The organism is Bauldia sp., assembly GCA_037200845.1.
GTDB lineage: Bacteria > Pseudomonadota > Alphaproteobacteria > Rhizobiales > Kaistiaceae > DASZQY01.
In genome coordinates this window covers 1,989,914-2,015,561 of record JBBCGQ010000001.1, presented here as the reverse complement: position 1 = coordinate 2,015,561, position 25,648 = coordinate 1,989,914, and the positions used below count along the sequence as shown (strand labels likewise).

Annotated in this window: 22 protein-coding genes; 18 read left to right on the top strand and 4 right to left on the bottom strand. The window is 67.0% G+C overall.

From position 1 onward, the window contains the following. Nucleotides 1-4: 4 nt before the first annotated feature. The 13 genes from tsf to lpxB all read left to right on the top strand — a co-directional run bounded on the left by tsf (nucleotide 5) and on the right by lpxB (nucleotide 14,095). Nucleotides 5-934: a translation elongation factor Ts gene (tsf, locus tag WDM94_09865; GenBank protein ID MEJ0012917.1), complete on the top strand. Its 930-nt coding sequence runs from the start codon at nucleotides 5-7 to the stop codon at nucleotides 932-934. Between the two features lie 61 nt (nucleotides 935-995). Continuing rightward, nucleotides 996-2,738, top strand: coding sequence for an adenylate/guanylate cyclase domain-containing protein (locus WDM94_09860; protein ID MEJ0012916.1), 1,743 nt, complete (start codon nucleotides 996-998; stop codon nucleotides 2,736-2,738). A gap of 67 nt (nucleotides 2,739-2,805) precedes the next feature. Next, nucleotides 2,806-3,525 (top strand): UMP kinase, encoded by a 720-nt coding sequence (pyrH, locus tag WDM94_09855; GenBank protein MEJ0012915.1) that lies wholly within the window; start codon nucleotides 2,806-2,808, stop codon nucleotides 3,523-3,525. A gap of 69 nt (nucleotides 3,526-3,594) precedes the next feature. Then, the gene (frr, locus tag WDM94_09850) at nucleotides 3,595-4,137 is read left to right on the top strand and encodes a ribosome recycling factor (protein MEJ0012914.1); all 543 of its coding nucleotides are present in this window, start codon (nucleotides 3,595-3,597) and stop codon (nucleotides 4,135-4,137) included. 19 nt (nucleotides 4,138-4,156) lie between these two features. Further along, nucleotides 4,157-4,912: an isoprenyl transferase gene (locus WDM94_09845; GenBank protein MEJ0012913.1), complete on the top strand. Its 756-nt coding sequence runs from the start codon at nucleotides 4,157-4,159 to the stop codon at nucleotides 4,910-4,912. Continuing rightward, nucleotides 4,909-5,742, top strand: coding sequence for a phosphatidate cytidylyltransferase (locus tag WDM94_09840; protein MEJ0012912.1), 834 nt, complete (start codon nucleotides 4,909-4,911; stop codon nucleotides 5,740-5,742). The genes WDM94_09845 and WDM94_09840 overlap by 4 nt, the downstream gene beginning before the upstream one ends. Beyond that, nucleotides 5,736-6,947: a 1-deoxy-D-xylulose-5-phosphate reductoisomerase gene (dxr, locus tag WDM94_09835; GenBank protein ID MEJ0012911.1), complete on the top strand. Its 1,212-nt coding sequence runs from the start codon at nucleotides 5,736-5,738 to the stop codon at nucleotides 6,945-6,947. Before WDM94_09840 ends, dxr begins: the two co-directional genes overlap by 7 nt. 12 nt (nucleotides 6,948-6,959) lie before the next feature. After that, a complete protein-coding gene (gene rseP / locus WDM94_09830; GenBank protein ID MEJ0012910.1) occupies nucleotides 6,960-8,102 on the top strand; it encodes an RIP metalloprotease RseP in 1,143 nt (380 codons plus the stop codon). A 209-nt stretch (nucleotides 8,103-8,311) separates the two neighbouring features. After that, the gene (gene bamA / locus WDM94_09825; protein MEJ0012909.1) at nucleotides 8,312-10,624 is read left to right on the top strand and encodes an outer membrane protein assembly factor BamA; all 2,313 of its coding nucleotides are present in this window, start codon (nucleotides 8,312-8,314) and stop codon (nucleotides 10,622-10,624) included. 87 nt (nucleotides 10,625-10,711) lie between these two features. Next, nucleotides 10,712-11,176: a 3-hydroxyacyl-ACP dehydratase FabZ gene (gene fabZ / locus WDM94_09820; protein ID MEJ0012908.1), complete on the top strand. Its 465-nt coding sequence runs from the start codon at nucleotides 10,712-10,714 to the stop codon at nucleotides 11,174-11,176. Between the two features lie 9 nt (nucleotides 11,177-11,185). Next, nucleotides 11,186-12,016 (top strand): acyl-ACP--UDP-N-acetylglucosamine O-acyltransferase, encoded by an 831-nt coding sequence (gene lpxA / locus WDM94_09815; GenBank protein ID MEJ0012907.1) that lies wholly within the window; start codon nucleotides 11,186-11,188, stop codon nucleotides 12,014-12,016. Then, nucleotides 12,009-12,896, top strand: coding sequence for a UDP-2,3-diacylglucosamine diphosphatase LpxI (gene lpxI, locus WDM94_09810; GenBank protein ID MEJ0012906.1), 888 nt, complete (start codon nucleotides 12,009-12,011; stop codon nucleotides 12,894-12,896). The genes lpxA and lpxI overlap by 8 nt, the downstream gene beginning before the upstream one ends. Next, nucleotides 12,893-14,095: a lipid-A-disaccharide synthase gene (lpxB, locus tag WDM94_09805; protein ID MEJ0012905.1), complete on the top strand. Its 1,203-nt coding sequence runs from the start codon at nucleotides 12,893-12,895 to the stop codon at nucleotides 14,093-14,095. Before lpxI ends, lpxB begins: the two co-directional genes overlap by 4 nt. On the opposite strand, the gene gltA is transcribed toward lpxB, so the two are convergent. Together gltA and gltX are read right to left on the bottom strand one after the other, a co-directional pair. Then, on the bottom strand, nucleotides 14,068-15,360 hold the full coding sequence (gene gltA / locus WDM94_09800; protein MEJ0012904.1) for a citrate synthase: 1,293 nt from the start codon (nucleotides 15,358-15,360) through the stop codon (nucleotides 14,068-14,070). The two genes, lpxB and gltA, sit on opposite strands and share 28 nt — an antisense overlap. Before the next feature lie 166 nt (nucleotides 15,361-15,526). Beyond that, the gene (gltX, locus tag WDM94_09795) at nucleotides 15,527-16,945 is read right to left on the bottom strand and encodes a glutamate--tRNA ligase (GenBank protein ID MEJ0012903.1); all 1,419 of its coding nucleotides are present in this window, start codon (nucleotides 16,943-16,945) and stop codon (nucleotides 15,527-15,529) included. A gap of 124 nt (nucleotides 16,946-17,069) precedes the next feature. Here gltX and WDM94_09790 point away from each other — a divergent pair, with 124 nt between their 5' ends. Further along, nucleotides 17,070-18,764 carry a glutamine--tRNA ligase/YqeY domain fusion protein gene (locus WDM94_09790; GenBank protein MEJ0012902.1) on the top strand — a complete coding sequence of 565 codons (1,695 nt, stop codon included), beginning with the start codon at nucleotides 17,070-17,072 and terminating at the stop codon, nucleotides 18,762-18,764. Between the two features lie 17 nt (nucleotides 18,765-18,781). Continuing rightward, nucleotides 18,782-20,965: a ComEC/Rec2 family competence protein gene (locus tag WDM94_09785; GenBank protein MEJ0012901.1), complete on the top strand. Its 2,184-nt coding sequence runs from the start codon at nucleotides 18,782-18,784 to the stop codon at nucleotides 20,963-20,965. Between the two features lie 9 nt (nucleotides 20,966-20,974). Here WDM94_09785 and lexA read toward each other — a convergent pair whose 3' ends face one another. Both lexA and WDM94_09775 read right to left on the bottom strand, forming a co-directional pair. Beyond that, the gene (gene lexA / locus WDM94_09780; protein MEJ0012900.1) at nucleotides 20,975-21,688 is read right to left on the bottom strand and encodes a transcriptional repressor LexA; all 714 of its coding nucleotides are present in this window, start codon (nucleotides 21,686-21,688) and stop codon (nucleotides 20,975-20,977) included. A 350-nt stretch (nucleotides 21,689-22,038) separates the two neighbouring features. Continuing rightward, nucleotides 22,039-22,563, bottom strand: coding sequence for a helix-turn-helix domain-containing protein (locus WDM94_09775; GenBank protein MEJ0012899.1), 525 nt, complete (start codon nucleotides 22,561-22,563; stop codon nucleotides 22,039-22,041). Nucleotides 22,564-22,604: 41 nt separating this feature from the next. On the opposite strand from WDM94_09775, the gene WDM94_09770 reads away from it, so the two are divergent. The 3 genes from WDM94_09770 to WDM94_09760 are packed head-to-tail and all read left to right on the top strand — an operon-like array spanning nucleotide 22,605 to nucleotide 25,647. Next, nucleotides 22,605-22,811, top strand: coding sequence for a DNA-binding protein (locus WDM94_09770; protein MEJ0012898.1), 207 nt, complete (start codon nucleotides 22,605-22,607; stop codon nucleotides 22,809-22,811). Between the two features lie 4 nt (nucleotides 22,812-22,815). Beyond that, nucleotides 22,816-24,858, top strand: a complete 2,043-nt coding sequence (locus tag WDM94_09765; GenBank protein ID MEJ0012897.1) for a hypothetical protein — start codon at nucleotides 22,816-22,818, stop codon at nucleotides 24,856-24,858. Between the two features lie 57 nt (nucleotides 24,859-24,915). After that, nucleotides 24,916-25,647, top strand: a complete 732-nt coding sequence (locus tag WDM94_09760) for an AAA family ATPase (GenBank protein MEJ0012896.1) — start codon at nucleotides 24,916-24,918, stop codon at nucleotides 25,645-25,647. The last annotated feature ends 1 nt before the right edge of the window (nucleotide 25,648 follow it).

Below are 25,648 nucleotides of genomic sequence, written 5' to 3'. Positions count from 1 at the left end.
TGCGATGACCGTATCCGCGACGATGGTGAAGGAGCTCCGGGAGAAGACCGGAGCCGGCATGATGGACTGCAAGGCGGCGCTCACCGAGACGGCGGGCGACGTCGAGGCGGCCATCGACTGGCTGCGCGCCAAGGGCCTGTCGCGGGCGGCGAAGAAGGCCGGCCGTGTCGCGGCCGAAGGTCTCGTCGCGGTCGCCTCGCAGGGCAAGCGCGCCGTCGTCATCGAGCTCAACTCGGAGACCGATTTCGTCGCGCGCAATCCCGAGTTCCAGCAGCTTGCCTCGAGCATCGCCCAGGCGGCGCTTTCGACCGACGGCACGCTGCAGGCGATTCTCGGTGCCACCATTGCCGGCGGCGTGAAGGTCGAGGACGCCATCAAGGCGGCGATCGCGACGATCGGCGAGAACATGTCGCTCCGCCGCGCGGCCTCGATCACGGTCAAGGAAGGCGCGGTCGCAAGCTACGTCCACAGCGCCATCGCGCCGGGCCTCGGCAAGATCGGCGTCATCGTCGGGCTGGAGTCTTCCGGCAACGCCGAGAAGCTCACCCAGATCGGCAGGCAGGTGGCGATGCACGTTGCCGCCGCGAGCCCGCTCGCCGTTCGGGCCGAGGAAATCGATGCCGGCGTCGTGGCGCGCGAGCGCGCCGTGTTCGCCGAGCAGGCGCGCGAGAGCGGCAAGCCCGAGGCGATCATCGAGAAGATGGTCGATGGGCGGCTGCGCAAGTTCTACGAGGAGGTCGTGCTGCTGACGCAGGCCTTCGTCGTCGATACCGAGAAGACCGTCGAGCAGGCGCTGAAGGCGGCCGAGCCCACCATCGGCGCGCCGATCAAGGTGACCGAGTTCGTCGCCTTCCGGCTGGGCGAGGGCGTCGAGAAGGCGGAGAGCGACTTCGCCGCCGAGGTCGCCGCTGCCGCGGGTGCCAAGAAGCCGTAGCCCCATGACGCCATCCGTTCGCGGGTGGCGTTCTCCGGCGTGAGGCAATAGGTATTGCCGCATGGCTGAGGGTGATGCATCGCGCAGGCTTGCGGCCGTACTGGCCGCCGACGTCGTCGGCTATTCGCGCCTGATGGCGGCCGACGAGTCGGGCACGCTCACCGCCCTGAAACATCACCGCGAAGCCGTCTTCGATCCGAACGTCGTGCGCCACCACGGCCGCATCGTGAAGCTGATGGGCGACGGCACGCTGGTCGAGTTCGGCAGCGTCGTCGACGCGGTCAACTGCGCGCTCGCTATCCAGCGCGCCGGCGACGGCAGGATCACGCTGCGCATCGGCATCAACCTCGGCGACGTCATCATCGACGGCGACGACATCTACGGCGACGGCGTCAACATCGCGGCGCGGCTGGAGCCGCTCGCCGATCCGGGCGGCATCTGCATCTCGTCGATCGTGCACGAAAGCATCGGCGGCCGCGTCGAGGTTGCCTTCGCCGACGGCGGCGAGGTGCAGGCCAAGAACATCGCGCGCCCGATCCGTATCTGGAAATGGCGCCCGACGGCGGACGCGCGGCGGCCGCCTGCCGCCGCCATGTCGCCGCAGCCGGCGTTGCCCGACGCGCCCTCGATCGCGGTACTGCCGTTCGCCAACATGTCCGGCGATCCGGAGCAGGAGTATTTCTCCGACGGCATGACCGAGGACATCATCACGGACCTATCCAAGGTGCCCGGGCTGATGGTCATCGCGCGCAACTCGACCTTCGCCTACAAGGGCCGGCACGTCGACATCCCGACGATCGCCGGGGCGCTGCATGTGCGCTCGGTGCTGGAGGGTTCCATCCGGCGCGTCGGAAACCGCGTGAGGGTCACCGCGCAGTTGATCGACGGCGCCAGCGGCGGCCATCTCTGGGCGGACCGCTACGACCGCGACCTCACCGATATCTTCGCCGTACAGGACGAGCTGACCCGCGAGATCGTCGGCGCACTCAAGATCAAGCTCAGCCCCGGCGCGCTGCCTTCGGCCTCGGACAGTGGCACGAATAATCCCGAGGCGCAGGACGCCTATTTCCGCGGCCGCGCCATGCTGAGCGGCGCCATCGTCAACCGCGAGGTGTTCCTCAGCGGCAGCGTGCTGCTCCGCCGCGCGCTGGAACTCGATCCGGATTTCGCCCGGCCGTACGGGTGGCTGGCCGTGGCTTACGTCAACGACTTCCTCAACGAATGGAGCGACCGCCACAGGGACTCGCTCGCCGAGGCGCACCGACTGGCGCTCGCCGCCGTCGAGAAGGCGCCGCAGGACGTCCTCGGTCACGCCGCGTTGTCGCTCGTCCTGCAGGTCGAGCGGAAATTCGACGAGGCGCGGGTGGAACTCGACCTCGCCGCGGCGCTCAATCCGAACGACGCGCTCACCATGTCGATGCAGGCCGTGCTGCTGCTCAGCCGCAACCGGGCCGATGAGGCCATCGCCGGCATGGAGGCCGCCATGCGGCTCGATCCCGCCTGGGCGCACGGCTACCTGCATTATCTCGGCACCGCCTATCTGCTCGCCGGCAAGTACGAGACCGCGGCGGCATTGTTCCGCGAGCGCATCCTGATCGTGCCGAACACCGACGTGTCGCGGGCCTATCTGGCAGTTGCCCTGTCTTTTCAGGGACATATCGAGGAGGCGCGGGCGGCTTGGGCGGATATGCTGCGGGTCAATCCGGGGTTCGATTTCGAGGTCCACGTCGCCCGGCTGCCGCTGTCGGCCGAATACATGGACAAGCTGCGGGAAGGGCTGGCGAAAGCCGGCATTTCGCCCTAGCCCCTGTCGGTGACAGGCAAGCCGGCTTCGTGTATCGGAAAGCCGGCCTCCAGCAACGAGTCGAGCCATGCCCGCACCGCTTCGCTTCAAGAGGGTCCTCCTCAAGGTTTCGGGCGAAGCGCTACTCGGCAACCAGACCTTCGGCATTGACGACGCGGTGCTCACCCGCATCGCCGGCGAGATCGCCGAGGCCGCGAAGCTGGGCGTCAAGATCGGCGTCGTGGCCGGCGGCGGCAACATCTACCGCGGCATGAGCATCCAGAAGGCCGGCGGCAATCGCGTCGCCGGCGACCAGATGGGCATGCTGGCGACGGTGCTGAACTCCATCGCCCTGCAGCAGAAGCTCGGCGCGCTCGGCACGCCGACGCGCATCTTCTCGGCGCTCGCCATGCCGGCGATCTGCGAAACCTTCAACCAGCGCAGTGCCGAAGCCGCGTTCGAAGCGGGCGACGTCGTGCTGTTCGCGGCCGGCACCGGCAACCCGTTCGTCACCACCGATTCCGGCGCGGCGCTGCGTGCGGCCGAGATGGGCTGCGACGCGCTGTTCAAGGGCACGCAGGTCGACGGCGTCTATACCGCCGACCCGAAGAAGGACAAGACGGCCACCCGCTACGACACGCTGACCTACGACGCCGTCGTCAAGCAGGGGCTGCAGGTCATGGACGTCGGGGCGGTGGCGCTGGCGCGGGACAACAACATTCCGCTGGTCGTATTTTCGATCCTGCAGCCGGGCGCCTTCGTTGATATTCTGAAGGGCACCGGGCGGGCGACCATCGTCTCCGGCTAGTCCTGCTTGCCGGTCCTCGCAAAAGCCCGTAACGAACCATAAGTATTTGATTTGTAAGCAGAGGAAGCAATGGATACCGGCGAAATCAAGCGGCGCATGGCAGGTGCGGTGGCCTCGCTCAAGGGCGAGCTTTCGGGGCTGAGGACCGGTCGCGCCTCGTCGAGCCTGCTCGAGCCGATCTACGTCGATGCCTACGGCGCCTCGATGCCGCTCAACCAGGTCGCCTCGATCAGCGTACCGGAGTCGCGCATGCTGTCGGTGCAGGTGTGGGACAAGGCGCTGGTCAGCGCCGTCGACCGCGCCATCCGCGAGGCGAACCTCGGCCTCAACCCGATCATGGACGGGACGCTTTTGCGCATCCCGATCCCCGATCTCACCGCCGACCGCCGGCAGGAGCTGGTCAAGATCGCGCACAAATATGCCGAGCAGGCGCGCGTCGCCGTGCGCCACGTGCGCCGCGACGGTCACGATCTGGTCAAGAAGGAAGCCAAGACGCTGAGCGAGGACGACCAGCGCCGGCAGACCGATCAGATCCAGAAATTCACCGACGATACGATCGCCGAGATCGACTCGATCCTGGCGACCAAGGAAGCCGAGATAACCCAGGTCTGACGACCGGAAACAAAAGCTGATGCCAGTCCTTGCCGATCAGCAGACAGTGCCGGAGGCGCGCTCGGGAGCGGGCCTGCCGCGGCATGTCGCGATCATCATGGACGGCAACGGCCGCTGGGCGAAGGCGAGGGGCCTGCCGCGCAGCGAAGGTCATCGCCGCGGGGTCGAGGCCGTGCGGCGCACCGTCAAGGGCGCTATCGATCTCGGTGTCCATCACCTGACGCTGTTCTCCTTCTCGTCGGAAAACTGGTCGCGGCCCGCCGAGGAAGTCGATTTCCTGTTCGGCCTGTTTCGCCACTACATCCGCCGTGACGTGGCCGAGTTGCATGCCGCCGGCGTGCGCATCACGGTCATCGGCAAGCGCGCCGGGCTGCCGGGCGACATTCTCCGCATGATCGAGGAAGCCGAGGCGCTGACCGCCAATAACCGCGCGCTGGAGCTGATCTTCGCCTTCAACTATGGCGCCCGCGACGAGATCGTGCGCGCCGTGCAGGCGCTCGCCGAGGACGTCAAGTCGGGCAAGGTCGAGCCGGCGGCGATCACCGAGGCGACGATCAGCGGCCGCCTCGACACCGCCTCGTTCCCCGATCCCGATCTCATCATTCGCACCAGCGGCGAGCTCCGCCTGTCGAATTTCCTGTTGTGGCAGTCGGCCTATTCCGAGCTGGTTTTCGTGCCGGTGCTGTGGCCCGACTTCGGCATCGACGCGCTGCGGGCCGCGATCGAAGAATTCGGCGGCCGCACGCGCCGCTACGGCGGCCGGGGTTCGGCTTGACCGACCAGAGCGCCGGCGGCGCGCGCCTGACGCCGGCCGGCAGCGGCAACGAACTCCTCGTCCGCCTTCTCTCCGCGCTGGCACTGGCCGCGATCGCCCTCATCGGCGCGATTTTCGGCGGATGGGCGGCGGCGATCGTTCTGGCGGTGGTGACCGCCATCTTCCATCTCGAATGGGTGAGCCTCACCGACCGCGCGGCATTTCCCGGCGCGGTGTTCACCGTCGCCCTGGTGCTCGCCATCGCGATGACGGCGATGGGCCTCGTCATCGGCGGCCTCACGCTGGTGGCGCTCGCCATCGCGTTCTCGGCGCTGACGCTCAGCGTCTGGCGGCCGCTGGGCGTTGCCTACGCGGCGATGCTTGGCGTCGGGCTGCTGGTGCTGCGCCTGACGCCCGGCGGGCTGCAGGCGGTACTGGTGGTGCTCGCCATCGTCTGGGCGACCGACACCGGCGCCTATTTCGCCGGCCGCGCGATCGGCGGCGCCAAGCTCGCGCCGCAGATCTCGCCCAACAAGACGCAGGCCGGCGCGATCGGCGGCCTTCTGCTCGGCGTCGTCGCCGGCATCGTCGTCGCCATCCTCGCCGGCATTCCGGTCACCGCGCCGCTGGTCGTCATCGCGGCCGTTCTGTCGGTCGTCTCGCAGGCCGGCGACCTGTTCGAGTCTTGGGTCAAGCGCATGTTCGGCGCCAAGGATTCCGGCACGATCATCCCAGGTCACGGCGGATTGATGGACCGCGTCGATGGGCTGGCGACCGCCGCCGGCGCCGCCGCCATCATCGGCTGGCTGCATGCCGGCGCCAATGTCTCGGTCGGGCTGCTGCAATGGTGAGCGCCCGCGCCGCTGCGCTCGGACATTCCCCCGCCGTCGCGCCGCGGCGGGTCACCATCCTCGGCGCCACCGGCTCCATCGGCACCAGCACCCTGTCGGTGCTTGCCGAGCGTCCTGAAGCCTTCGCGGTTGAGGCCGTCACCGCCAATGCCAACGCCGTGCAGCTTGCCGCGCTGGCGCGGAAGGCCGGGGCGCGGATCGCGGTGCTTGCCGACCCTGCCGGATACGCCGACCTCAAGGCCGCACTCGCCGGCACGGGCATCGCCGCGGCGGCCGGTCCGGCCGCCGTTGTCGAGGCGGCGCTCCGCCCGGTCGATGTCGTGGTTGCGGCCATCGTCGGCGCGGCCGGTCTGGCGCCGACCTACGCGGCGGTCAGCGCGGGCACCTGCGTCGCGCTCGCCAACAAGGAGTGCCTGGTCTCGGCCGGCGCGCTGTTCATGGGCGCGGTCAAGCGCACCGGCTCGGCGCTGCTGCCGGTCGATTCCGAGCACAACGCCATCTTCCAGATTCTGGAGGGCCGCGATCACGCGAGCGTCGAGCGGATCCTCGTCACCGCGTCGGGTGGCCCCTTCCGCACCTGGTCGCTGGAGCAGATGGCGAAGGCGACCGCGGCGGAGGCGCTCCGCCATCCGAAATGGTCGATGGGACCGAAGATCACGATCGATTCCGCGACGCTGATGAACAAGGGCCTCGAGCTGATCGAGGCCCACTATCTTTTCGACCAGCCGGCCGATCGCCTTGGCGTGCTGATCCATCCGCAGTCCATCGTCCACGGTCTTGTGTCGTTCACCAACGGCTACCTCATGGCGGCGCTTTCGGCGCCTGACATGCGCACGCCCATCGCCCACTGCCTGGCATGGCCGCAGCCGAGTCGCGGCGCCGGGCGGCGGCTGGACCTCGCCGAGATCGCCCATCTCGAATTCAGCGCCCCCGATCCCGATCGCTTCCCGGCGCTGCGGATTGCCGGCGAGGCGCTGGAGGCGGGCGGGGCGGCGACCAATATCCTCAGCGCGGCCAACGAGATAGCGGTCATGGCTTTTCTGGCCGGCAAGATCGGCTTCCTTGAAATCGCCCGAATGGTCGCCGACACGCTGTACAAGGCGGCGGAATTGATTAACCGGGCTCCGGCCACAATCGAGGAAGCCGTCGCGCTCGACGCGGAAGCGCGGCGCATTGCCGGCCAGTTGGTTGCCAGGTCAGGCTGAGAAGGAACGGTGATGCTTGCCAATTGGTTCGGTAGTGTCGGCTCCAGTGCCGCGGGCTACATCCTGCCCTTCCTGTTTGTGCTCACCATCGTCGTCTTCTTCCACGAGCTCGGCCACTTCGTCGTCGCCCGCTGGTGCGGTGTGTTCGTGCGCACCTTCTCCGTCGGCTTCGGCCCCGAGCTGATCGGCTTCACCGACCGCAAGGGCACGCGGTGGCGCCTGTCGCTCATCCCGCTCGGCGGCTACGTCAAGTTTCTCGGCGACGACAGCGAGGCCTCGACCCCCAGCCGTGCGGCATTGGAGGCGATGCCGGCTGAGGAGCGGTCGCGCACGTTCGCCGGCAAGAGCGTCGGTGCTCGCGCCGCCATCGTGGCGGCCGGGCCGATCGCCAATTTCGTGCTGGCCATCGCCATTTTCACCGCGATCTTCTCGATCGTCGGCCGCGAGACGATCTCGGCGCGGGTCGATCGCGTGACCGCGGGCAGCGCGGCCGAGGTCGCCGGGTTCAAGGTCGGCGACGTCATCGTCTCGATCGACGGCGACGCGGTCACGAGCTTCACCGACCTGCAGCGGGCCGTCGGCTTCCGGCCCGGCGAGACGCTGCATTTCGTCGTCGACCGCGGCGGCGCGGATATCGCGCTCGACGCCACCCCGGTGCTCAAGGATGTCACCGACACGTTCGGCAACAAGCAGCGGATCGGCGTGCTGGGCATCGCCCGCGACCCGACCGCGACCGACGTCGTGACCGAGAAATTTTCCGTGCCGCAGGCGGCATGGCTGGGCGTCAAGGAAACCTGGTTCATCGTCGACCACACGCTGTCCTACCTGGTCGGCGTGGTGCGCGGCCGTGAATCGCCGGACCAGCTTGGCGGTCCGATCCGGGTGGCCGAGGTTTCAGCACAGGTCGCAACCCTCGGTTTTGTCGCGCTGGTCAACCTGGCGGCAATCCTCTCGGTCAGCATCGGGCTGATCAACCTGTTCCCGATACCGATGCTCGACGGCGGCCACCTGCTTTATTTCCTGGCCGAGGCAATACGGGGAAAACCACTCAGCGACCGGGTTCAGGACATCGGCTTCCGCATCGGGCTGGCGGCGGTTTTGGCGTTGATGATTTTCGCGACCTGGAACGACATAATTCATTTGAGTTCGCTGTGAATAATGGCTTCCATGCGTGGCGGCGTAGCCACGACGGGGCAGATTCGCCGGGTGCGGTAAAAGGGGCGTCTTGCGGGGATGTCAAAAGCCTGTAAACCTTCGCTTCGGAGGCCCCGGGGGGCGAATCCGCAGGGTGGCTTTTGCCCTGAGGACAAAAAGACGATAGGCATCCGATCCCTATGCATTCATTCGTGAATTTCGCCCGGAGAGTGGCCTTCGCATTGCTCCTGGCGGTCGCCGCGCCGGCCTTTTTCGGCAGCGCCTCCATACTGACCGCCGATTCCGCGTCCGCTGCGGTCGCGTCGAGTATCCAGGTCAAGGGCAACCAGCGCATCGAAGCGGACACGATCCGCGCGTACGTCCAGGTCAAGCCGGGCAAGAGCTACTCCGCCGGCGACGTCGACGCCTCGGTCAAGGCACTGTTCGACACCGGCCTGTTCTCCGACGTGTCGATTGTCCAGCGCGGCGCCGTGCTGGTCGTCACGGTCGCCGAGAATCCGATCATCAATTCGGTGTCGTTCTCCGGCAACAAGAAGGTCAAGTCGCCGGTGCTGGAGCAGGTAACGCTGCTCAAGTCGCGCAGCGGCCTGTCCGACGCGCGCCTGCAGAGCGACGTCAACCGCATCAAGGAATACTACACGCGCAGCGGCCGTAACGAGGCGAGCGTCGAGGCCAAGGTCACGACGCTGCCGAACAACCGCGTCGATGTCGTTTTCGTGATCAACGAGGGTGCCCGCACCGGCGTCGGCTCGATCATGTTCGTCGGCAACAAGGCGTTCACCGCCTCGCGCCTGACCGGCATCATCCAGACGCGGAAGACCAACTGGCTTTCGTGGCTCAACAAGGCCGACGTCTACAGCGAAGAGAAGCTGCAGGCCGACCAGGAGCTGCTCCGCCGCTTCTACCTGCAGCACGGCTACGCCGACTTCCAGGTGCTCGGCGCCGATGCGCAGTTCGATGCGGCGCGCGGCAAGTACGCCGTGACGTTCACCGTCGATGAGGGCCCGCGCTACAAGTTCGGCGCCTCGGTCGTGGATTCCTCGATCAACGGGGTTTCGGGCGACTCGCTGACTGGCTTCGTGCGGACGAAGTCGGGGCACGTCTTCAACGCCAACGAAATTCAGAAGTCGACCGAAGCTCTGACCATCGAATTGTCGCGGCAGGGCTATGTCTTCGCGCAGGTGCGCCCGCGCGGCGATCGCGACTACACCAACAACGTCATCACGATGACCTACGTCATCGACGAAGGCCCGCGCGCTTACGTTGAGCGCATCGACGTGCGTGGCAACACCAAGACGCGCGACTATGTCGTGCGCCGCGAGTTCGATATCTCCGAAGGCGACGCGTATAACCGCGTCCTCGTCGATCGCGCCGAGCGGCGCCTGCGCGACCTCGGCTTCTTCAAGACGGTGCAGATCACGACCGAGCCCGGCTCGGCGCCCGACAAGATCATCCTCGTGGTCAACGTCGAGGATCAATCGACCGGATCGTTCTCGGTCTCGGCCGGCGTATCGACGACGGACGGCCTGATCGCCGAAGTGGCGCTGGAAGAGACCAACTTCCTCGGCCGCGGCCAGGCGGTGAAGGTGTCGGTCGGCGGCAGCGGCGGCACACGCACCTACAGCCTGTCGTTCACCGATCCGTACTTCCTGGGCACGCGCGTCGCGGCCGGCTTCGACGTCTATCACAACGAGCAGAAGCCTGACGGAACGCGGGCCTACACCAGCAACTCCACCGGCGGCGGCTTCCGGCTCGGCCTGCCGCTCACCGACGACCTGACGCTGCAGCTCAACTACAAGATCGACAACAGCTCGATCACCTACGCCGACGGTACGGCGGACTGCGCGGCGGCGCCGGGGTCCTCGATCTGCTACTTCCCGGGCGGCGACAGGTTGACGTCGTCGGCGGGATACGCGCTGGCCTACTCGACGATCGACAACAGGAACGATCCGAAGGAAGGCGTGTACCTCAAGGTCGCGCAGGATTTCGCCGGCATCGGCGGCAGCGCCAAATACATCCGCTCGACGGCCGACGCGCGCGTCTACAGCCCGGTTCTGCCCGACAGCGACATCATCGGCATGCTCAAGGTTACGGCCGGCAACATCACGGGGCTGGGCGGCCCGGTGGCGCCGTCGGACAACTTCTTCAAGGGCGGCGAGACGATCCGCGGCTTTGCCAACCTCGGCTACGGCCCGCGCGATGCCACCGGCGTGGCGATCGGCGGCAAGAATTTCGTGGCCGGCACCGCCGAGGTCAACTTCCCGCTGCCGCTCACGCCGCCGGACTTCGGTCTCCGCGGCGCGGTCTTCGCCGATGCCGGCATGCTGTTCGGCACCGACATGCCCGCCAACTGCACCGGGTGCGTCATCCAGGACGATACGGCAATCCGCTCGTCGGTCGGCGGCTCGGTCATCTGGGCTTCGCCGTTCGGTCAGATTCGCGCGGACTACGCCCAGGCGCTCACCAAGCAGGGCTACGACAAGACCCAGGTATTCCGTATCGGGGCCGGGTCGAGCTTCTAGCCGCCGCCGGACGTGAACGAGGGCCGACCAGTCATCGCGCGCCACAAGCTGTCGCCCGACAACGTGGTCGGGCAAGGGAGCGAGCCGATGGACGGCGCGCCGTCAACGCTCGAGACCGTCGATCTCCAGCAGATACTGAAGCTGCTGCCGCACCGCTATCCGTTCCTGATGGTCGACCGTATCGTCGATATCGACGGCGCCAGGAGCGCCACCGGCATCAAGAACGTCACCGCGAACGAGCCGCATTTCGCCGGGCACTTTCCCGAGCGCCCGGTGATGCCGGGGGTCCTCATCCTCGAGGGGATGGCGCAGACCGCGGGGGCGGTCAGCATCCGCTCGTTCAACGCCGACGGGCCGAAGCTGGTCTATCTGCTGACCATCGACGCCGCGCGCTTCCGCAAGCCGGTGCTGCCGGGCGACGTGCTCGAGTATCACATCCGCAAGGTGCAGGCGCGCGGCTACGTCTGGAAATTCGCATGTGAGGCGATCGTCGATGGCGCCAAGGTCGCCGAGGCGATGATCACCGCCATGATGTCCGACCCCGAAAAGTAGCCCGCCGCCATGAGCCTGATTCATCCCTCCGCCATCGTCGAGGACGGCGCGCGCCTCGGCGCGGACGTCACCGTCGGCGCCTTCTCCGTCGTCGGCCACGAGGTGACGCTGGAGGACGGCGTGACGCTCGACGCGCACGTCATGATCCGCGGGCGCACGACCGTCGGGGCGCGGACGCGGGTGGCGACGCTCGCCGTGCTCGGCGGCGAGGCGCAGGATCTCAGCTACAAGGGCGAAGACACCGGCCTGGTGATCGGGCCCGATTGCGTCATCCGCGAATACGCCACGATCAACCGCGGCACGGCGCGCGGGCGCGGCACGACCGTGATCGGCGCGCATTCCTTCATCATGACCAGCGCCCATGTCGCGCACGATTGCGTGCTGGGCGAGCACGTCATCCTCACCAACCTCGCGACGCTCGGCGGCCACACCGAGATCGGCGACTACGCCATCCTCGGCGGCCTGGTCGCGGTGCAGCAGCACAGCCGTATCGGCGCGCACTCCTTCATCGGCGGCATGAGCGGCATCAGCCGCGACGTCATCCCGTTCGTGATGGCGACCGGGCGCTTCGCGCGTCTTGCCGGCCTCAACGTCGTCGGCCTCAAGCGGCGGGGCTACGACAAGGACACGCTGCACGCGCTGCATCAGGCCTACCGCCTGTTCTTCACGCTGCAGGGCCCGCGCACCGAGCGGCTTGCCGCCGTCGCCGAGCAGTACGGCAGCTTTCCGGCCGTCAACGTGTTGATCGAGTTCATCCAGAAGTCCGGCAACCGGCCGCTGGCGCTGCCGCGCGACCCGACGATCAGCACGGACGACGACTACGACGGCGAAGATGCCTGAGGCCGGGCGCCCGGCCGCGGCAGGCGCCGGCGAGCCGCTGGTGATCCTGGCCGCCGGCGGCGCGGTGCCTTTCGAGGTGGCGAGCGCGGCGACGGCGGCCGGCCGCAAGCTGCTGGTGCTGGCGCTGGAAGGCGAGTTCGATCGGCGCCTCAATGCCTTCCCGCTGGTCGTGGTGAAGTGGGGCCAGATCGGCCGGGTGCAGGCGCTGATCGCCGAGCACGGCGCGCGCGAGATCGTGATGATCGGGGCGGTGCACAAGCGGCCTGATTTTTCGGCGATGGGAGTCGATTTTGGAACGCTGCGCCTGATGCCGCGCATCCTGAAGAGCATGGTCGGCGGCGACGACACCGTGCTCGGCAATGTCGTGAAATTTCTGGAAGAGGACGGCCGCCGCGTCGTCGGCGCGCATGAGATAGCGCCGGAGCTGGTCGCCCGGCCGGGTCATGTCGCCGGCCGCCGCATCACGGAAAACGAACTCGCCGATGCCCGCGTCGCACTCGACGCCGCCAAGGCGATCGGCGCGCTCGACATCGGCCAGGCGGCGGTCGCGGTGAACCAGCGCGTCATCGCGCTGGAGGCGGCGGAGGGCACCGACGCGATGCTCGACCGTGTCGCGCAGGTGCGGGCGGCGGGGCGGGCGAAATGGTCGGGCAGGGCGGGCGTGCTCGCCAAGCGCTCGAAGCCGCAGCAGGATCTGCGCGTCGACATGCCGGCGATCGGCCCGCGCACGGTCGAGGCGGTGGCGCGCGTCGGCCTCGCCGGCATCGCGCTCGAGGCCGGCCGCGTCATGATCGCGGAGCGGGCGGAGACCATCGCCATTGCCGAGCGCACCGGCACGTTCATCTTCGCCGACGACCGCCTGACGGCGGGCGGATCGTGAGCGCCGCCGCGCCGCTCGTATTCATTCTCGCCGGCGAGGAGTCGGGCGACCTTCTCGGCGCCAACCTGATGCGCGAGCTGAACGACCGCCTTGGCGGGCGCGTCCGCTTTCAGGGTGTCGGTGGCTCGCGCATGGCCGCGCTCGGCCTCAATTCGATGTTTCCGATGGAAGAGGTCGTGCTGCACGGCTTCACCGAGGCGGCGATCCACGCCCCGCGGCTGCTTCGCCGCATCCGCGAGACAGCGACCGCGGTTGTGGCGGCGAAGCCCGACGTCCTGGTGCTGGTCGATTGCCCGGGTTTCAATCTGCGCGTCGGGCGTATCGTCGGCGCGCGCGATCCGGCCATCCCGATCGTCGACTACGTCTCGCCGTCGGTGTGGGCCTATTTTCCCGGGCGGGCACGCAAGATGGCGCGCTATGTCGACCAGCTTCTGGCGATCCTGCCGTTCGAGCCGGAGGTGCACCGGCGCCTGGGCGGGCCGCCGACGACCTACGTCGGGCATCCGCTGGTTGAGCGGCTGGCGCGCCTGCGGCCGCTGGAAGGCGAGCGCGCGCCGCTGGGCGCCGGGCGGAAGCCGGTGCTGGTCGTGCTGCCGGGCAGTCGCAAAAGCGAGATCGGCCGGCTGATGGAGCGTTTCGGCGCCGCGATCAATCTCGTCGTCCAGCGTCAGGGTCCGGTCGAATTGATTCTGCCGGCGGTTCCGCGCCACGCCGCCGAGATCCGCGAGCGCGCGGCCTCGTGGCCGGTGCCGCCGACGATCGTCGAGGGCGAGGTCGCGACCTACGCCGCCTTCCGCCGCGCCCATGCGGCCTTGGCCGCGTCGGGCACGGTGACGCTGGAGCTGGCGCTGTCGGGAGTGCCGATGGTCGTCGGCTACCGCGTCGATATTTTCCTGCGGACGTTCAAGTCGTTCCTGCAGGCCGACTCGATCGTGCTGCCGAACCTGATCCTCGGCGACAACGCGATCCCCGAATTCCTCGATGGCGACACCGACCCGGCGATCCTCGCCGCGGCGCTGGAGCCGCTGCTCAGCGACACGCCGCAACGCCGTGCGCAGGTGGTGGCGTTCGATCGTCTCGAGGCCCTGATGACGCTCGACAGCGGCACGCCGTCGTCGCGCGCCGCCGACATCGTGCTCGCCGCCATGAAGGCGGCGGAGCCGGTGCCCGCTCAGCGGCGCTTGGAGACCGGCTCGTAGTCGCGGCGCGTCGCGCCGGTGTAGAGCTGGCGCGGACGGCCGATCTTCTGCGACGGGTCCTCGACCATCTCCTTCCACTGCGCGATCCAGCCGACAGTGCGCGCGACCGCGAAAAGCACGGTGAACATCGTGGTCGGGAAGCCCAGCGCCTTCAGCGTGATGCCCGAATAGAAATCGATGTTCGGGTAGAGCTTCTTCTCGATGAAATACGAGTCGGTCAGCGCGATGCGCTCCAGCTCCAGCGCGACCTCGAGCAGCGGGTCGTCCTGAATGCCGAGCTCCTGCAGCACCTCGTGGCAGGTGCGCTGCATGATCTTGGCGCGCGGATCGTAGTTCTTGTAGACGCGGTGGCCGAAGCCCATCAGGCGGAACGGATCGTTCTTGTCCTTGGCGCGCGCGATGTATTCCGGGATGCGATCGACGGTGCCGATCTGCTGCAGCATGTTGAGCGCCGCCTCGTTGGCGCCGCCGTGCGCGGGGCCCCACAGGCAGGCGATGCCGGCGGCGATGCAGGCGAAGGGATTGGCGCCCGACGAACCGGCGAGGCGGACCGTCGAGGTCGAGGCGTTCTGCTCGTGGTCTGCGTGCAGGATGAAGATGCGGTCCATGGCGCGCGACAGCACCGGGTTGACCTTGTACTCCTCGGCCGGCACGGCGAAGCACATGCGCAGGAAGTTCGAGGCGTAGTCGAGCGCGTTCAGCGGATAAACGAACGGCTGGCCGACGTGATACTTGAAGGCCATCGCGGCGATCGTCGGCATCTTCGCGATCAGGCGCAGGCTCGCGATCATGCGCTGCTGCGGATCGGCGATGTCGGTCGAGTCGTGATAGAAGGCGCTCATGGCGCCGACGACGCCGCACATGATCGCCATCGGATGGGCGTCGCGGCGGAAGCCGGTGTAGAACCGGCTCATCTGCTCGTGGACCATCGTGTGATACGTGACGCGGCCGTCGAAATCGGCCTTCTGCGCCGGCGTCGGCAGTTCGCCGTAGAGCAGCAGGTAACACGTCTCGAGGAAGTCGCCGTGCTCGGCGAGCTGCTCGATCGGATAGCCGCGATAAAGCAGGATGCCTTCGTCGCCGTCGATGTAGGTAATCGCGGATTCGCAGGCGGCGGTGGAGGTGAAGCCGGGGTCGTAGGTGAAGTGCTTGGTCTCGCTGTAGAGCGCGCCGATGTCGACGACGTCGGGACCGACCGAGCCTTTGCGGATCTTCAGGTCCCAACTCTGCTTGCCTATCGTCAGCTTGGCCGTCTCATCCGGCACTTTGTGGTCTTCCATTCTGCTGACGTTGGCCATGACGACCGCCTCTTCTCTCGTACTCGCGGGGACCTTCGCAGCTGAGTGTATTTGCTGCGACGCAACAAGTCCATGTGCGCGAGGTGAAAGTGATGTGTTGCTGAGGGGATAGATAGGGCGGTTGCGGCGGCGCTCAAACCGCCTGATCGGCAATCCGGGCAAGGCTTTCTTCGCGTCCCAGAATTGCAAGGACATCGAAGATTCCAGGCGATGCCGACCGCCCGGTCAGTGCCGCGCGCAGCGGTTGCGCAACCGCTCCGAGCTTGAGGTTTTCGCGTGCGGCGAAATCCTTCACCGCCGCTTCGGTCGCGGCCGCGCTCCACTCGCCCGCGCCCGACAGAACCGGCACGACTCGTTTCAGCAAGGGGCGCGCGTCGGGCGTCAGCAATGCGGCAGCGGCCGCATCGATCGGGAGCGGCCGCTCGGCCACGATGAAGTTTGCCGCGGCAATCAGATCGAGCAGCGTCTTGGCGCGCTCCTTCAGCAGCGGCATCGCGGTGCGGAGCTGCGCCTTCCGCGGCTCTGTCAGTTTCGCGGCGAAGGCATCGCCTTCCGGCAGATGCGGTAACGTCGCGATCAGGTACGTCGTCAGGTCGTCGTCGCTCATCGCGCGCATGTAGTGCGCGTTGATCGAGCCGAGCTTCGCAAAATCGAAGCGCGACGGTGCGCGGTTGATTGCCGGCAGGTCGAACCAGGAGATCATGTCCTTCTCGGACATGATCTCGTCGTCGCCGTGCGCCCAGCCGAGGCGGACGAGATAGTTGCGCATCGCCTCGGGCAGGTAGCCCATGGCGCGATAGGCGTCGATGCCGAGCGCCCCATGCCGCTTGGAAAGCTTGGCGCCGTCCGGCCCATGGATGAGTGGGATGTGCGACATCACCGGCACCGGCCAGCCGAGCGCGTCATAGAGAATCTTCTGCCGGCCGGCATTGGTCAGGTGATCGTCGCCGCGAATGATGTGGGTGACGCCCATGTCGTGATCGTCGACGACCACCGCATGCATGTACGTCGGCGTGCCGTCCGAGCGCAGGATGATGAAATCGTCGAGGTCGGTGTTGGGGAAGGCGACGCGGCCCTGCACCTGATCGTCGATCACGGTCTCGCCATCGCGCGGTGCCCGGATGCGGACGACGGACGGCAGCCCGGCCGGCGCATCCTTCGGGTCGGCATCGCGCCACTTGCCCTCGTAGCGCAGCGAGCCCCCGACCGCCTTCGCCTTGGCGCGCATGTCGTTCAGCTCCTCCGGCGTCTCATAGGCGCGATAGGCGCGCCCGCTGGCGACCAGTTGCTCGGCCACCTCGCGATGGCGCGCGGCGCGGGCGAACTGGTAGACGACCTCGCCGTCCCAGTTGAGCTCAAGCCAGCGCAGGCCGTCGAGGATCGCCGCGATCGCCGGCTCGGTCGAGCGTTCGCGGTCGGTGTCCTCGATGCGCAGCAGCATCCGGCCGCCCGTGTGGCGCGCGTAGAGCCAGTTGAACAGCGCGGTCCGCGCCCCGCCGATGTGCAGGTAGCCGGTGGGCGAGGGGGCGAAGCGGGTGACGACGTCGGGCAAGGCTACTCCGGGGTTGGCGATCCGGCCGGTTCGGCGCCCTGTAGCACAGCGCCGCGCGGGCGCGAAACGGCTTGGCGCGGCGGCTCAGATTTGTGATAAGCCCGCGACCCTGAGAGGACCGGAAATGGCGGAAAACGAGACTGCAGAGCGCACGGCGGGCGAGGATTTCGTCCGCGACATCGTGCGCGCCGATCTCGCGGCCGGCCGCCACGCCGGCGTCGTCACCCGCTTTCCGCCGGAGCCGAACGGCTACCTGCACATCGGCCACGCCAAATCGATCTGCCTCAACTTCGGCCTCGCCGAGGAGTTCGGCGGCCGCTGCGCGCTCCGCTTCGACGACACCAATCCGGCGAAGGAGGAGCAGGAGTACATCGACGCGATCAAGCGCGACGTGCGCTGGCTGGGCTTCGACTGGGGCGACAATCTCCACCACGCCTCGGATTATTTCGAGCAGCTCTATGACTGGGCGCTGCATCTCATCCGGGCGGGCAAGGCTTACGTCGACGACCAGTCGCAGGAGGAAATGCGGGCGGCGCGCGGCACGCTGACCGAACCCGGCCGCAACAGTCCTTTCCGCGAGCGGGGCGTCGCGGAGAACCTCGACCTGTTCCAGCGCATGCGGGCGGGGGAGTTCCCCGACGGCGCCCGCGTGCTGCGCGCCAAGATCGACATGGCGTCTGGCAACATCAATCTCCGCGATCCGGTGATGTACCGCATTCTCAACGCGCCGCATCCGCGCACCGGCACGGCGTGGAAGATTTATCCGAGCTACGACTTCGCGCACGGCCAATCGGATGCCATCGAGCAGGTGACGCATTCGCTGTGCACGCTGGAATTTGCCGACCACCGGCCGCTCTACGACTGGTTTGTCGCCAATCTGCCGGTGCCGGCGGTGCCGCATCAGTACGAATTCGCGCGGCTCAACCTCAACTACACGGTGCTGTCGAAGCGCGTGCTGACCGAGCTGGTGCGCGGCAAGTACGTCACCGGTTGGGACGATCCGCGCATGCCGACACTGGCTGGGCTGCGTCGCCGCGGCGTGCCGCCCGAGGCGATCCGCGATTTCGTAAAGCGCATCGGCCTGGCGCGCGCCGACAGCCTGGTCGATGTCGGCGTCTTCGATTTTGCCGTCCGCGAATTCCTCAACAAGACGGCCGCGCGTCGCATGGCCGTGTTGCGGCCGCTCAAGGTGATCATCGAGAACTACCCGGAAGGGCAGAGCGAGGACCTCGAGGCGGTCAACAACCCCGAGGATCCAGCGGCCGGTTCGCGCATGGTCCGCTTCGGCCGCGAGCTCTACGTCGAGCGGGAAGATTTTATGGAAGACCCGCCGAAGAAATTCTTCCGCCTGTCGCCCGGGCAGGAAGTGCGGCTCCGCTACGCCTACTTCGTCAAATGCGTCGGGGTCCAGAAGGACGCCGCCGGCAACGTGACAGCGATCCGCTGCACGTACGATCCGGCGACACGCGGCGGCAACGCGCCGCCCGACGGGCGCAAAGTGAAGGCAACGCTGCACTGGGTGTCGGCCGCCGACGCCGTTACCGCCGAGGTGCGGCTGATCAATTCGCTGTTCCGGAGCGCGGTGCCCGACACGTCGAATTTCGCCGCCGACCTCAACCCGGACTCGTGGGAGGTGCTGACCGGCGCGAAGCTCGAGCCGGCCGCGGTCAGCGACAACAGCGAGGCGCCGGTGCAGTTCGAGCGGCTCGGCTATTTCTGCCGCGACCGTGACTCGACGCCCGGCCATCCGGTGTTCAACCGCACGGTCGGGTTGCGTGATACCTTCGCCAAGACGCTTGCCGAGGGGGGCAAGCCCTAGCCGGGGCGTACCGGGGCGTGAGCGAGACAGAGGGCAGGGCGCCGAAGGTTCGGCAGCGCCGCTTTGCGGCTGGGGCCGGCGGCGCATTGGCGGTTGCGGGTGCACGCGTCGGCGGCTTCGGGACGCGCCTTTACCTCATCTTCGAAGCGGAAATGGAAGCGGGGCGCGGCTTCCTCTGGCTGCCGGTCGCCTTCGGGATCGGCATCCTCATCTACTTTAACCTGCCGCGCGAGCCGAACCTCATCGCGCTTGCCTCGCTGGCGGTGTTTCTGTTCGCGGCGACCTGGAACCGGCGCCACACCGCGACGGCGCTCCGCCTGGTGGTGGTGGCGACCGCCATCGCATCCGGCCTGCTCGCCGCCAAGGTGCGGACCGACTGGGTCGATGCGCCGGCGCTCGCCCGCGAAGGCACCACGACCGTCACCGGCTGGATCGCGGCGACCGAGGAATCGGCGAGCGGTGGCAAGCGCGTCCTCATCCGCGTCGCCTCGGTCGACAAAGTGGCACCGGCGGCGCAGCCGCAGATTGCGCGTGTCACGATCCGCGCCAAGGCCACCGACTTGCACGTCGGCGACGCCGTCTCTGTGCTCGCCAGCATCGGCCCGCCGAGCGGCCCGCTCATGCCCGGCGGCTACGACTTCGCCTTCGCGCCGTTCTTCCAGCGCATCGGTGCCAGCGGCTTTGCGTTCGGCACGGCGAAGCCGGCCAACTTGGGGCCGCCGCCGTGGTCGATCCGAATCAGCGAGCCGCTGGCGGCGCTCCGCGATACGCTGCGCGTTCGCATCGAACAGGCGCTGCCCGGCAACTACGGGCACATCGCCGCCGCGCTGATCATGGGCGACCAGCACGGCATCGCCGAGGCGACGCAGGACGACATGCGCGCCTCCGGCCTCGGCCACATCCTGTCGATCTCGGGGCTGCATCTGGCGCTGGTCGCCGGCTCGGTCTTCTGGTTGATACGCGCGCTGCTAGCGTTGTCGCCGGCGCTGGCGCTCAACTTCCCGATCAAGAAGTGGGCCGCCGGCGCGGCGCTGGCCGTGGCCACGTTCTACACCGGCATCTCGGGCGCCGAAGTGGCGACGGTGCGCTCGTGGGTGATGCTGGCGATCATGCTGACCGCGATCCTGGTCGATCGCCGCGCGCTGACGCTGCGTAACGTCGCGGTCGCGGCGCTCGTCATTCTCGTGTTCAGCCCGGAAAGCCTGCTGTCGATCAGCTTCCAGATGTCGTTTGCCGCTACCGTCGCGCTGATCTCGGCCTACGAGGCGATCGCGCTGTGGCGCTCGCGCAGCCTGCGCGAGGCGGACGCGCGCGAACGCACATGGTTCACGCGGTTCCGCGATGGCTTTGTCACTCTGCTGCTCACGTCGCTGGTCGCCGGCCTCGCGACCGCGCCGTTCGGCGCCTACTACTTCCAGCGCGTCGCGCCGCTGACGCTGGTCGCCAACATCGCGGCAGCGCCGGCGGTCAGCGTCGTGGTCATGCCGATGGCGCTGCTCGCCGTTGTCGCGATGCCGTTCGGCCTTGAGGCGTTGCCGCTGAAGGCGATGCAGTGGGGCCTGGAATGGATGCTCGCCGTCGCGCACCAAACCGCGGCGTGGTCGCAGGGCCTCGGCGGCGTGCCGGCATTCCCGGCACCGGCCTTGCTGCTAATGGTCGCCGGATTTTTGTGGCTGACGCTGTGGCGCGAGCGCTGGCGACTGGTGGGGATCGCGCCGATCCTGCTGGCGCTGCCGATCGCGGCAAGCGCCCCGCGGCCGGACGTTGTTGTCGATGAAGACGCCAGCGCGGTTGCGGTGCGCGGCGACGACGGACGCTTCTCCGTCCTCGGCGGCAAGGGCGCGAAATTCGAGGTGCAAAACTGGCTGCGGGCGGACGCCGACACGCGCGCAGTGAACGCCCCCGATCTGACGCGCGGCGTCAGTTGCGACACCCTCGGCTGCACCGGCCATCTCGCGGATGGGCGGATAGTCGCCTTTGCCCAGCGACGCGATGCCTTTGCCGAGGATTGCCTGAACGCGGCGATCGTCATCTCGCGCTACGACGCGCCGCCGGGATGCGATGCGCACGCCCTCGTCATCGACGGCAACGTGCTAGGCAAATTCGGCGCGCACGCCGTCTATGTTCAGGCTGGAAGTTTCCGGGTGACGACCGCCTATCCGGCGATCCGGCGGCCGTTCATGCCGCCGGCCCGTGATTAGTACGCAGGACTAGTACTTGCGCAGCAGGCCGACGAGGCGGCCCTGGATGCGGACGCGGTCCGGTCCGAAAATGCGCGTCTCGTAGGCCGGGTTGGCGGCCTCCAGCGCGATCGAGGCGCCCTTCTTGCGCAGGCGCTTCAAGGTCGCTTCTTCCTCATCGACGAGCGCGACCACGATGTCGCCGGTCTCGGCGGTGTCGCTCTTTCGGATCAGGACGGTGTCGCCGTCGAAGATGCCGGCCTCGATCATCGAGTCGCCGCGCACTTCGAGCGCGAAATGCTCGCCTGGCGACAGCATGTCGGGCGGGACACCGATGACGTGGCTCTGCACCTGGATCGCCTCGATCGGCGAGCCGGCGGCGATGCGGCCCATGACGGGAACCAGCACCGGCTCGTTGGAATTGGCGCTGTCCGGGGTGCGGACGCGGCCGAGGTTGCCTTCGATGACGCTGGGCGAGAAGCCGCGAGCGCGCCCGGCAGGGGCTGCGGCGACGGCCGCCTGCTGCATCGACTCGGGGAGACGGATGACTTCCAGCGCACGGGCACGGTTGGGCAGCCGCTTGATGAAGCCGCGCTCCTCCAACGCTTTGATCAGGCGATGGATTCCGGACTTGGAGCGCAAATCCAGCGCGTCCTTCATCTCGTCGAAGGAGGGCGGAATGCCGGTCTCTTTCAGCCGCCCGTGAACAAAAACGAGCAGTTCGTATTGCTTGCGCGTCAGCATCGGCGTCCCCGTTTGAAGCCGCCCGGCGGGCAGGCCCAACTCGCGGTACAAAGCAAGAACAACGTACCTGTTCTATATGTGTTCTGCAACCCCTGAAAATTCAGTAAAGCGGCGCTAGTAGTAGGCGCGCTAGGCGCGCTGGCTTTAGATGATCGTTTGAAGGCGCGTTTTGCAGGCTTTATTTGATCGCGAATGGAGCGGAAATAACGGAATCGCGCGGCGCGCGAGGTTGGCCTTTCCAAATAAAGCTGACCGAGCGAGTAAGTGCTGGGGATTGGCGGGGGAAGTGAAGGATCAGAGTTGGCCAATCAGGGGCTTTGGCCAACCCATTGGCCAACCCAAAAATAGTCTCAGGCTCGCGGGGGGTAGATCGAACGAGCCACTAGCTCGACAGCTTCCTTGGCCGTCATCCCGTGCTTGTCGGTCATCTCTCCGAACATCGCCAACGCATTACTGAAATAGACTAGAAAATCGGTCGCTCGGTCTGCTGCCAAATCTCCGTGCTCTCGCCGCACCGTAGGCTTCAGTTCTATCCATCCGCTCCTTTCAAATTGAAGGAAGATCGCCGCTACGATCTTCTCATTGGCGGCGGTCGCTAGCGGCGTTCCTGCGTGTTGTGGCGCAATCCCGCTGAGAAGATAAGAAATGGAGGATGCTGTCTCGGCGGCCACTTTGGTGGCCTGCTCATAAGGCACCGATCCCCGCTTTCGCCACATAGCGACCGTCGAAGGATTCACGCCGAGCGTGCGCGCCAGTTCGCTATCGTTCTTCAAAGCGAGCGCCGACTTCATTCTGTCCACAACCTCAGAAGCCAGCGGCGAAGCCGCCGCGGTCACGTCCGGTGATGGCAGTTTTGACTTTTTGTGACTTTTCATTCACACATTGTCATTCGAGGGTGGTTACCGGGATGGGAACTATGACGGACAAAGTTGCGGTCGTGAAGGCTCGCTTCGAGGCTGAGGGCGTTGCCATCACTACATGGGCGCGAGCCAACGGCTTCGATGCGCGCAAGGTGTATCGTGTTCTCTCTGGTGAACTGAAGTGCAAGCGCGGCGAGGTGCACCGTATCGCCGTTGCCCTTGGATTGAAGACCGAGCCCGAGACGCTACAGTTCCGGCGATAGTCCGATGCCGGTTGCGGAATGGATCGCATCGGCTCGTTTGGCGGCCCTGGCGGGGACTTCTCGCCAGGCCATTGAAAAGGCCCTTCAAACAATCGTCTTGGGCGGGCGGCCGACATGGCGCGGTGCTGCGCTGCGCATTCGAACTGTGTCCGGTCGAGGCGGCCGTGCCGGACTCCGTTATGAGGTTCTTGCCTCGTCGATGCCGGCCGACCTGCAGCAGCGGCACCGTGAGTTGCTGGCGGCCGAGATGGGCGCGATCTCGCTGCGCAGTGACCCAGACGCCAACGCATCGCGCAACTTCATTTGGCAGTTGATCGAACCTGCCGCGAGGCATCGTTCCGGCACGCGCGGGCGGGCGGGGGCCGTCGCGGAGATCACGAGCCGCACCTACCTTTTCCCTGGTGACACGACACCCCGCACGGTGAGCACCGCGACTTTGCGGCGTTGGCTGAGCCGGTACGATCGTGGGGGCCACGCCGGACTGCAGAAGCGCGCCAGGCGCGACCGAGGCGAGCGGCACGGGCTTGTTTCGCTGCGCTGGAATCGGGCAACAGCCGAGCTACCCGAGCTGGTGCGCCAGGACATCGCCGAGCAGCTGCGCATGTACGTTCGCGGGCTGTTCAAGGCGGGCGAAAGCGGTGTCAGCCTTCAACGGCTGGCGACCTTCAAACTCTGCGAGCTGACGTCACAGGCGGGCTATCGCAGCGGTGACCTAGGCGGCGTCTGTTGCGTGCCGCGAGCCTTCATCGATCCCGAGCGGGTGTACGCCAAGGTCCACGAATTCAGGACCGATCGGAAAAGCTACATGGATCACGCGGCGCCGCGCATCATGCGGACGCGCGTCGGCTTGTCGCCGATGGATTGCGTCGTCGGCGACATTCACCCGGTCGATATTCTCGTGCGCCGCAACGACGGGTCGATCGCCACTTTCCGGGCGATCGCGTGGCTGGACCTTGCCACCAATCGCGTCTGGATGGATCTCGTGCTGCTGGCAAAGGGCGAGGGCATCCGCAACGCCCATGTGATCGTCAGCTTCCGACGCATGGTCGCCGCCTGGGGTGCGCCGCGCGCGCTCTATCTGGACAACGGCAGCGAATACAATTGGGCGCCGTTCATCGACGACGCATTAAGGCTCATCGACAGGTCGAGCGGGCGCAGCTTCATCGGCGAGATTGGCGGCGGCGATCGCCTCTCCCAGATCGTGCGGGCGCTTCCCTACAACGCCTCTGCAAAGCCGATCGAAGGCATCTTTGCCGTCCTCGAACGTAACCACTTTTCGCGCGTGCCTGGCTGGATCGGCGGCGACCGTATGCGCAAGAAAAGCGCGAACGTCGGACAGGAGCCGGAGCCGTTCGACGGCTCGCCCGACGAATGCCGGGCGCTGATCCTCAGCGCCCTCGACTACTATCACAACATGCCGCAGCGCGGATCGCTGAACGGCCGCTCTCCGAACGGCGCACTCGCCGATGCGATCGCGGCGGGTTGGGGCACCGTTGCTGTCGATCCCGATGCCTTCGCGATCGCTTTCTCCACCGAGGCGCGGCGCACGGTTCAGCAAGGACGCATCCGCCACGCCGGCAAGCTCTGGACATGCCCCGAGATTGTGACGTTCCAAGGCGACACGTTGATCGTCCGCATTCCCAAATTTGAAGAATGGTCCCGCCTGCCGCTCTTCAACGAGGCGGGCGAGCTGATCGGCTTCGCGGAGCCGGACATCGCTTATGGTTTTCTGGATGACGCCGGAGCTATCGACGCGCACGCCAGAAGGAAGGCGCACCGCGGTGCGGTGATCGCGTTGGGCCGATCGGCGCCGGAAATCGATCCGCTCGCCGAGCGCGCCAAGCTGTTGAGCAACCAGCCTCCCGCGGCGGCGCCGCCGATCGTCGCGACGGTCGGGGCGAGTAGCGAGGCCGCGCGTATCGCAGCGGGCCTTCGCGAGACGCCCGCCGATCGCAAGGACCGTCGCGCGCGCGAGATCGACACCAACCAGGCTGAGGCGCTTCGGCTCGCTGAGAAGCGGCAGCGCATGGTCAATCGGGGGAAGTGAACGATGCCCTTCAATCTTCAACTGAGAGCCCTTGCTCCACCTCCAGCGGAGCGCTTCGTGAAAACGACAACCGTGCGTCTCATCGAGGCGGCATTTGAGACGGCGGTTTCCTCTCGCCTGGTTGAGCCCGTCGCGATCATCGGCGATGCCGGCGTGGGGAAGACAACAGCGCTGACGCACATCGCCGGCAAGCGCACAAAGGTCGCATTCGTCACGGTCACTCCGACGAACCGGCGTCTCAAGGCGATGCTGGCGATGGCGGTTGCCGCGTTTCGGATACCAACCGACGCGTTCTACGCGGCCGATCTCGCAAGCGCCCTCGAATATAATCTTGAGTACCTGGTAGCGGATGGCTGGTGCCTCGTCGTGGATGAGGTGCAGCTCCTTGACGCCGAGGCGGTGTTTCAGCTCTGCAAATACACTGAGCTGTTCCGCCTCCCGCTGATCCTCGCCGGCAACAGCCATTCGCTGAAGCGCACACGCGCCACCGCGTCCGCGATCGAGCAAGTCCGTAGCCGCATTGGCAGATGGGTCATCATCGACGGCGTGAGCGCTGACGACATTCGCGAGTTCGCGATCGATGCCAACGTCGAGGGTCGCGAAGCGCACGAGCTGCTGGTCCGCTACGGGCGGCAAGCATCGTTACGCGAACTGGCCCGTCTCCTGGATGAGGCCCGCACGTTCGCCGGCGAAGGCGGCTCGATCCGACTTGCGGCTCTGCACGAGGCCTTGGCGTCAATTCATGGGCCTAAGCGCACGAACGAAATTCTCAACCCGAAGGGAGATTGAA

Bases quoted from the DNA above. Each gene is read 5' to 3' on its own strand.
- WDM94_09775 (MEJ0012899.1), bottom strand. From the start codon at position 22,563: ATGAAAAGTCACAAAAAGTCAAAACTGCCATCACCGGACGTGACCGCG.
- WDM94_09765 (MEJ0012897.1), top strand. From the start codon at position 22,816: ATGCCGGTTGCGGAATGGATCGCATCGGCTCGTTTGGCGGCCCTGGCG.
- WDM94_09770 (MEJ0012898.1), top strand. From the start codon at position 22,605: ATGACGGACAAAGTTGCGGTCGTGAAGGCTCGCTTCGAGGCTGAGGGC.
- WDM94_09845 (MEJ0012913.1), top strand. From the start codon at position 4,157: ATGCCAGTCCTTGCCGATCAGCAGACAGTGCCGGAGGCGCGCTCGGGA.
- pyrH (MEJ0012915.1), top strand. From the start codon at position 2,806: ATGCCCGCACCGCTTCGCTTCAAGAGGGTCCTCCTCAAGGTTTCGGGC.
- rseP (MEJ0012910.1), top strand. From the start codon at position 6,960: ATGCTTGCCAATTGGTTCGGTAGTGTCGGCTCCAGTGCCGCGGGCTAC.
- WDM94_09860 (MEJ0012916.1), top strand. From the start codon at position 996: ATGGCTGAGGGTGATGCATCGCGCAGGCTTGCGGCCGTACTGGCCGCC.
- dxr (MEJ0012911.1), top strand. From the start codon at position 5,736: ATGGTGAGCGCCCGCGCCGCTGCGCTCGGACATTCCCCCGCCGTCGCG.
- lexA (MEJ0012900.1), bottom strand. From the start codon at position 21,688: ATGCTGACGCGCAAGCAATACGAACTGCTCGTTTTTGTTCACGGGCGG.
- fabZ (MEJ0012908.1), top strand. From the start codon at position 10,712: ATGGACGGCGCGCCGTCAACGCTCGAGACCGTCGATCTCCAGCAGATA.
- frr (MEJ0012914.1), top strand. From the start codon at position 3,595: ATGGATACCGGCGAAATCAAGCGGCGCATGGCAGGTGCGGTGGCCTCG.
- lpxI (MEJ0012906.1), top strand. From the start codon at position 12,009: ATGCCTGAGGCCGGGCGCCCGGCCGCGGCAGGCGCCGGCGAGCCGCTG.
- lpxA (MEJ0012907.1), top strand. From the start codon at position 11,186: ATGAGCCTGATTCATCCCTCCGCCATCGTCGAGGACGGCGCGCGCCTC.
- tsf (MEJ0012917.1), top strand. From the start codon at position 5: ATGACCGTATCCGCGACGATGGTGAAGGAGCTCCGGGAGAAGACCGGA.
- WDM94_09790 (MEJ0012902.1), top strand. From the start codon at position 17,070: ATGGCGGAAAACGAGACTGCAGAGCGCACGGCGGGCGAGGATTTCGTC.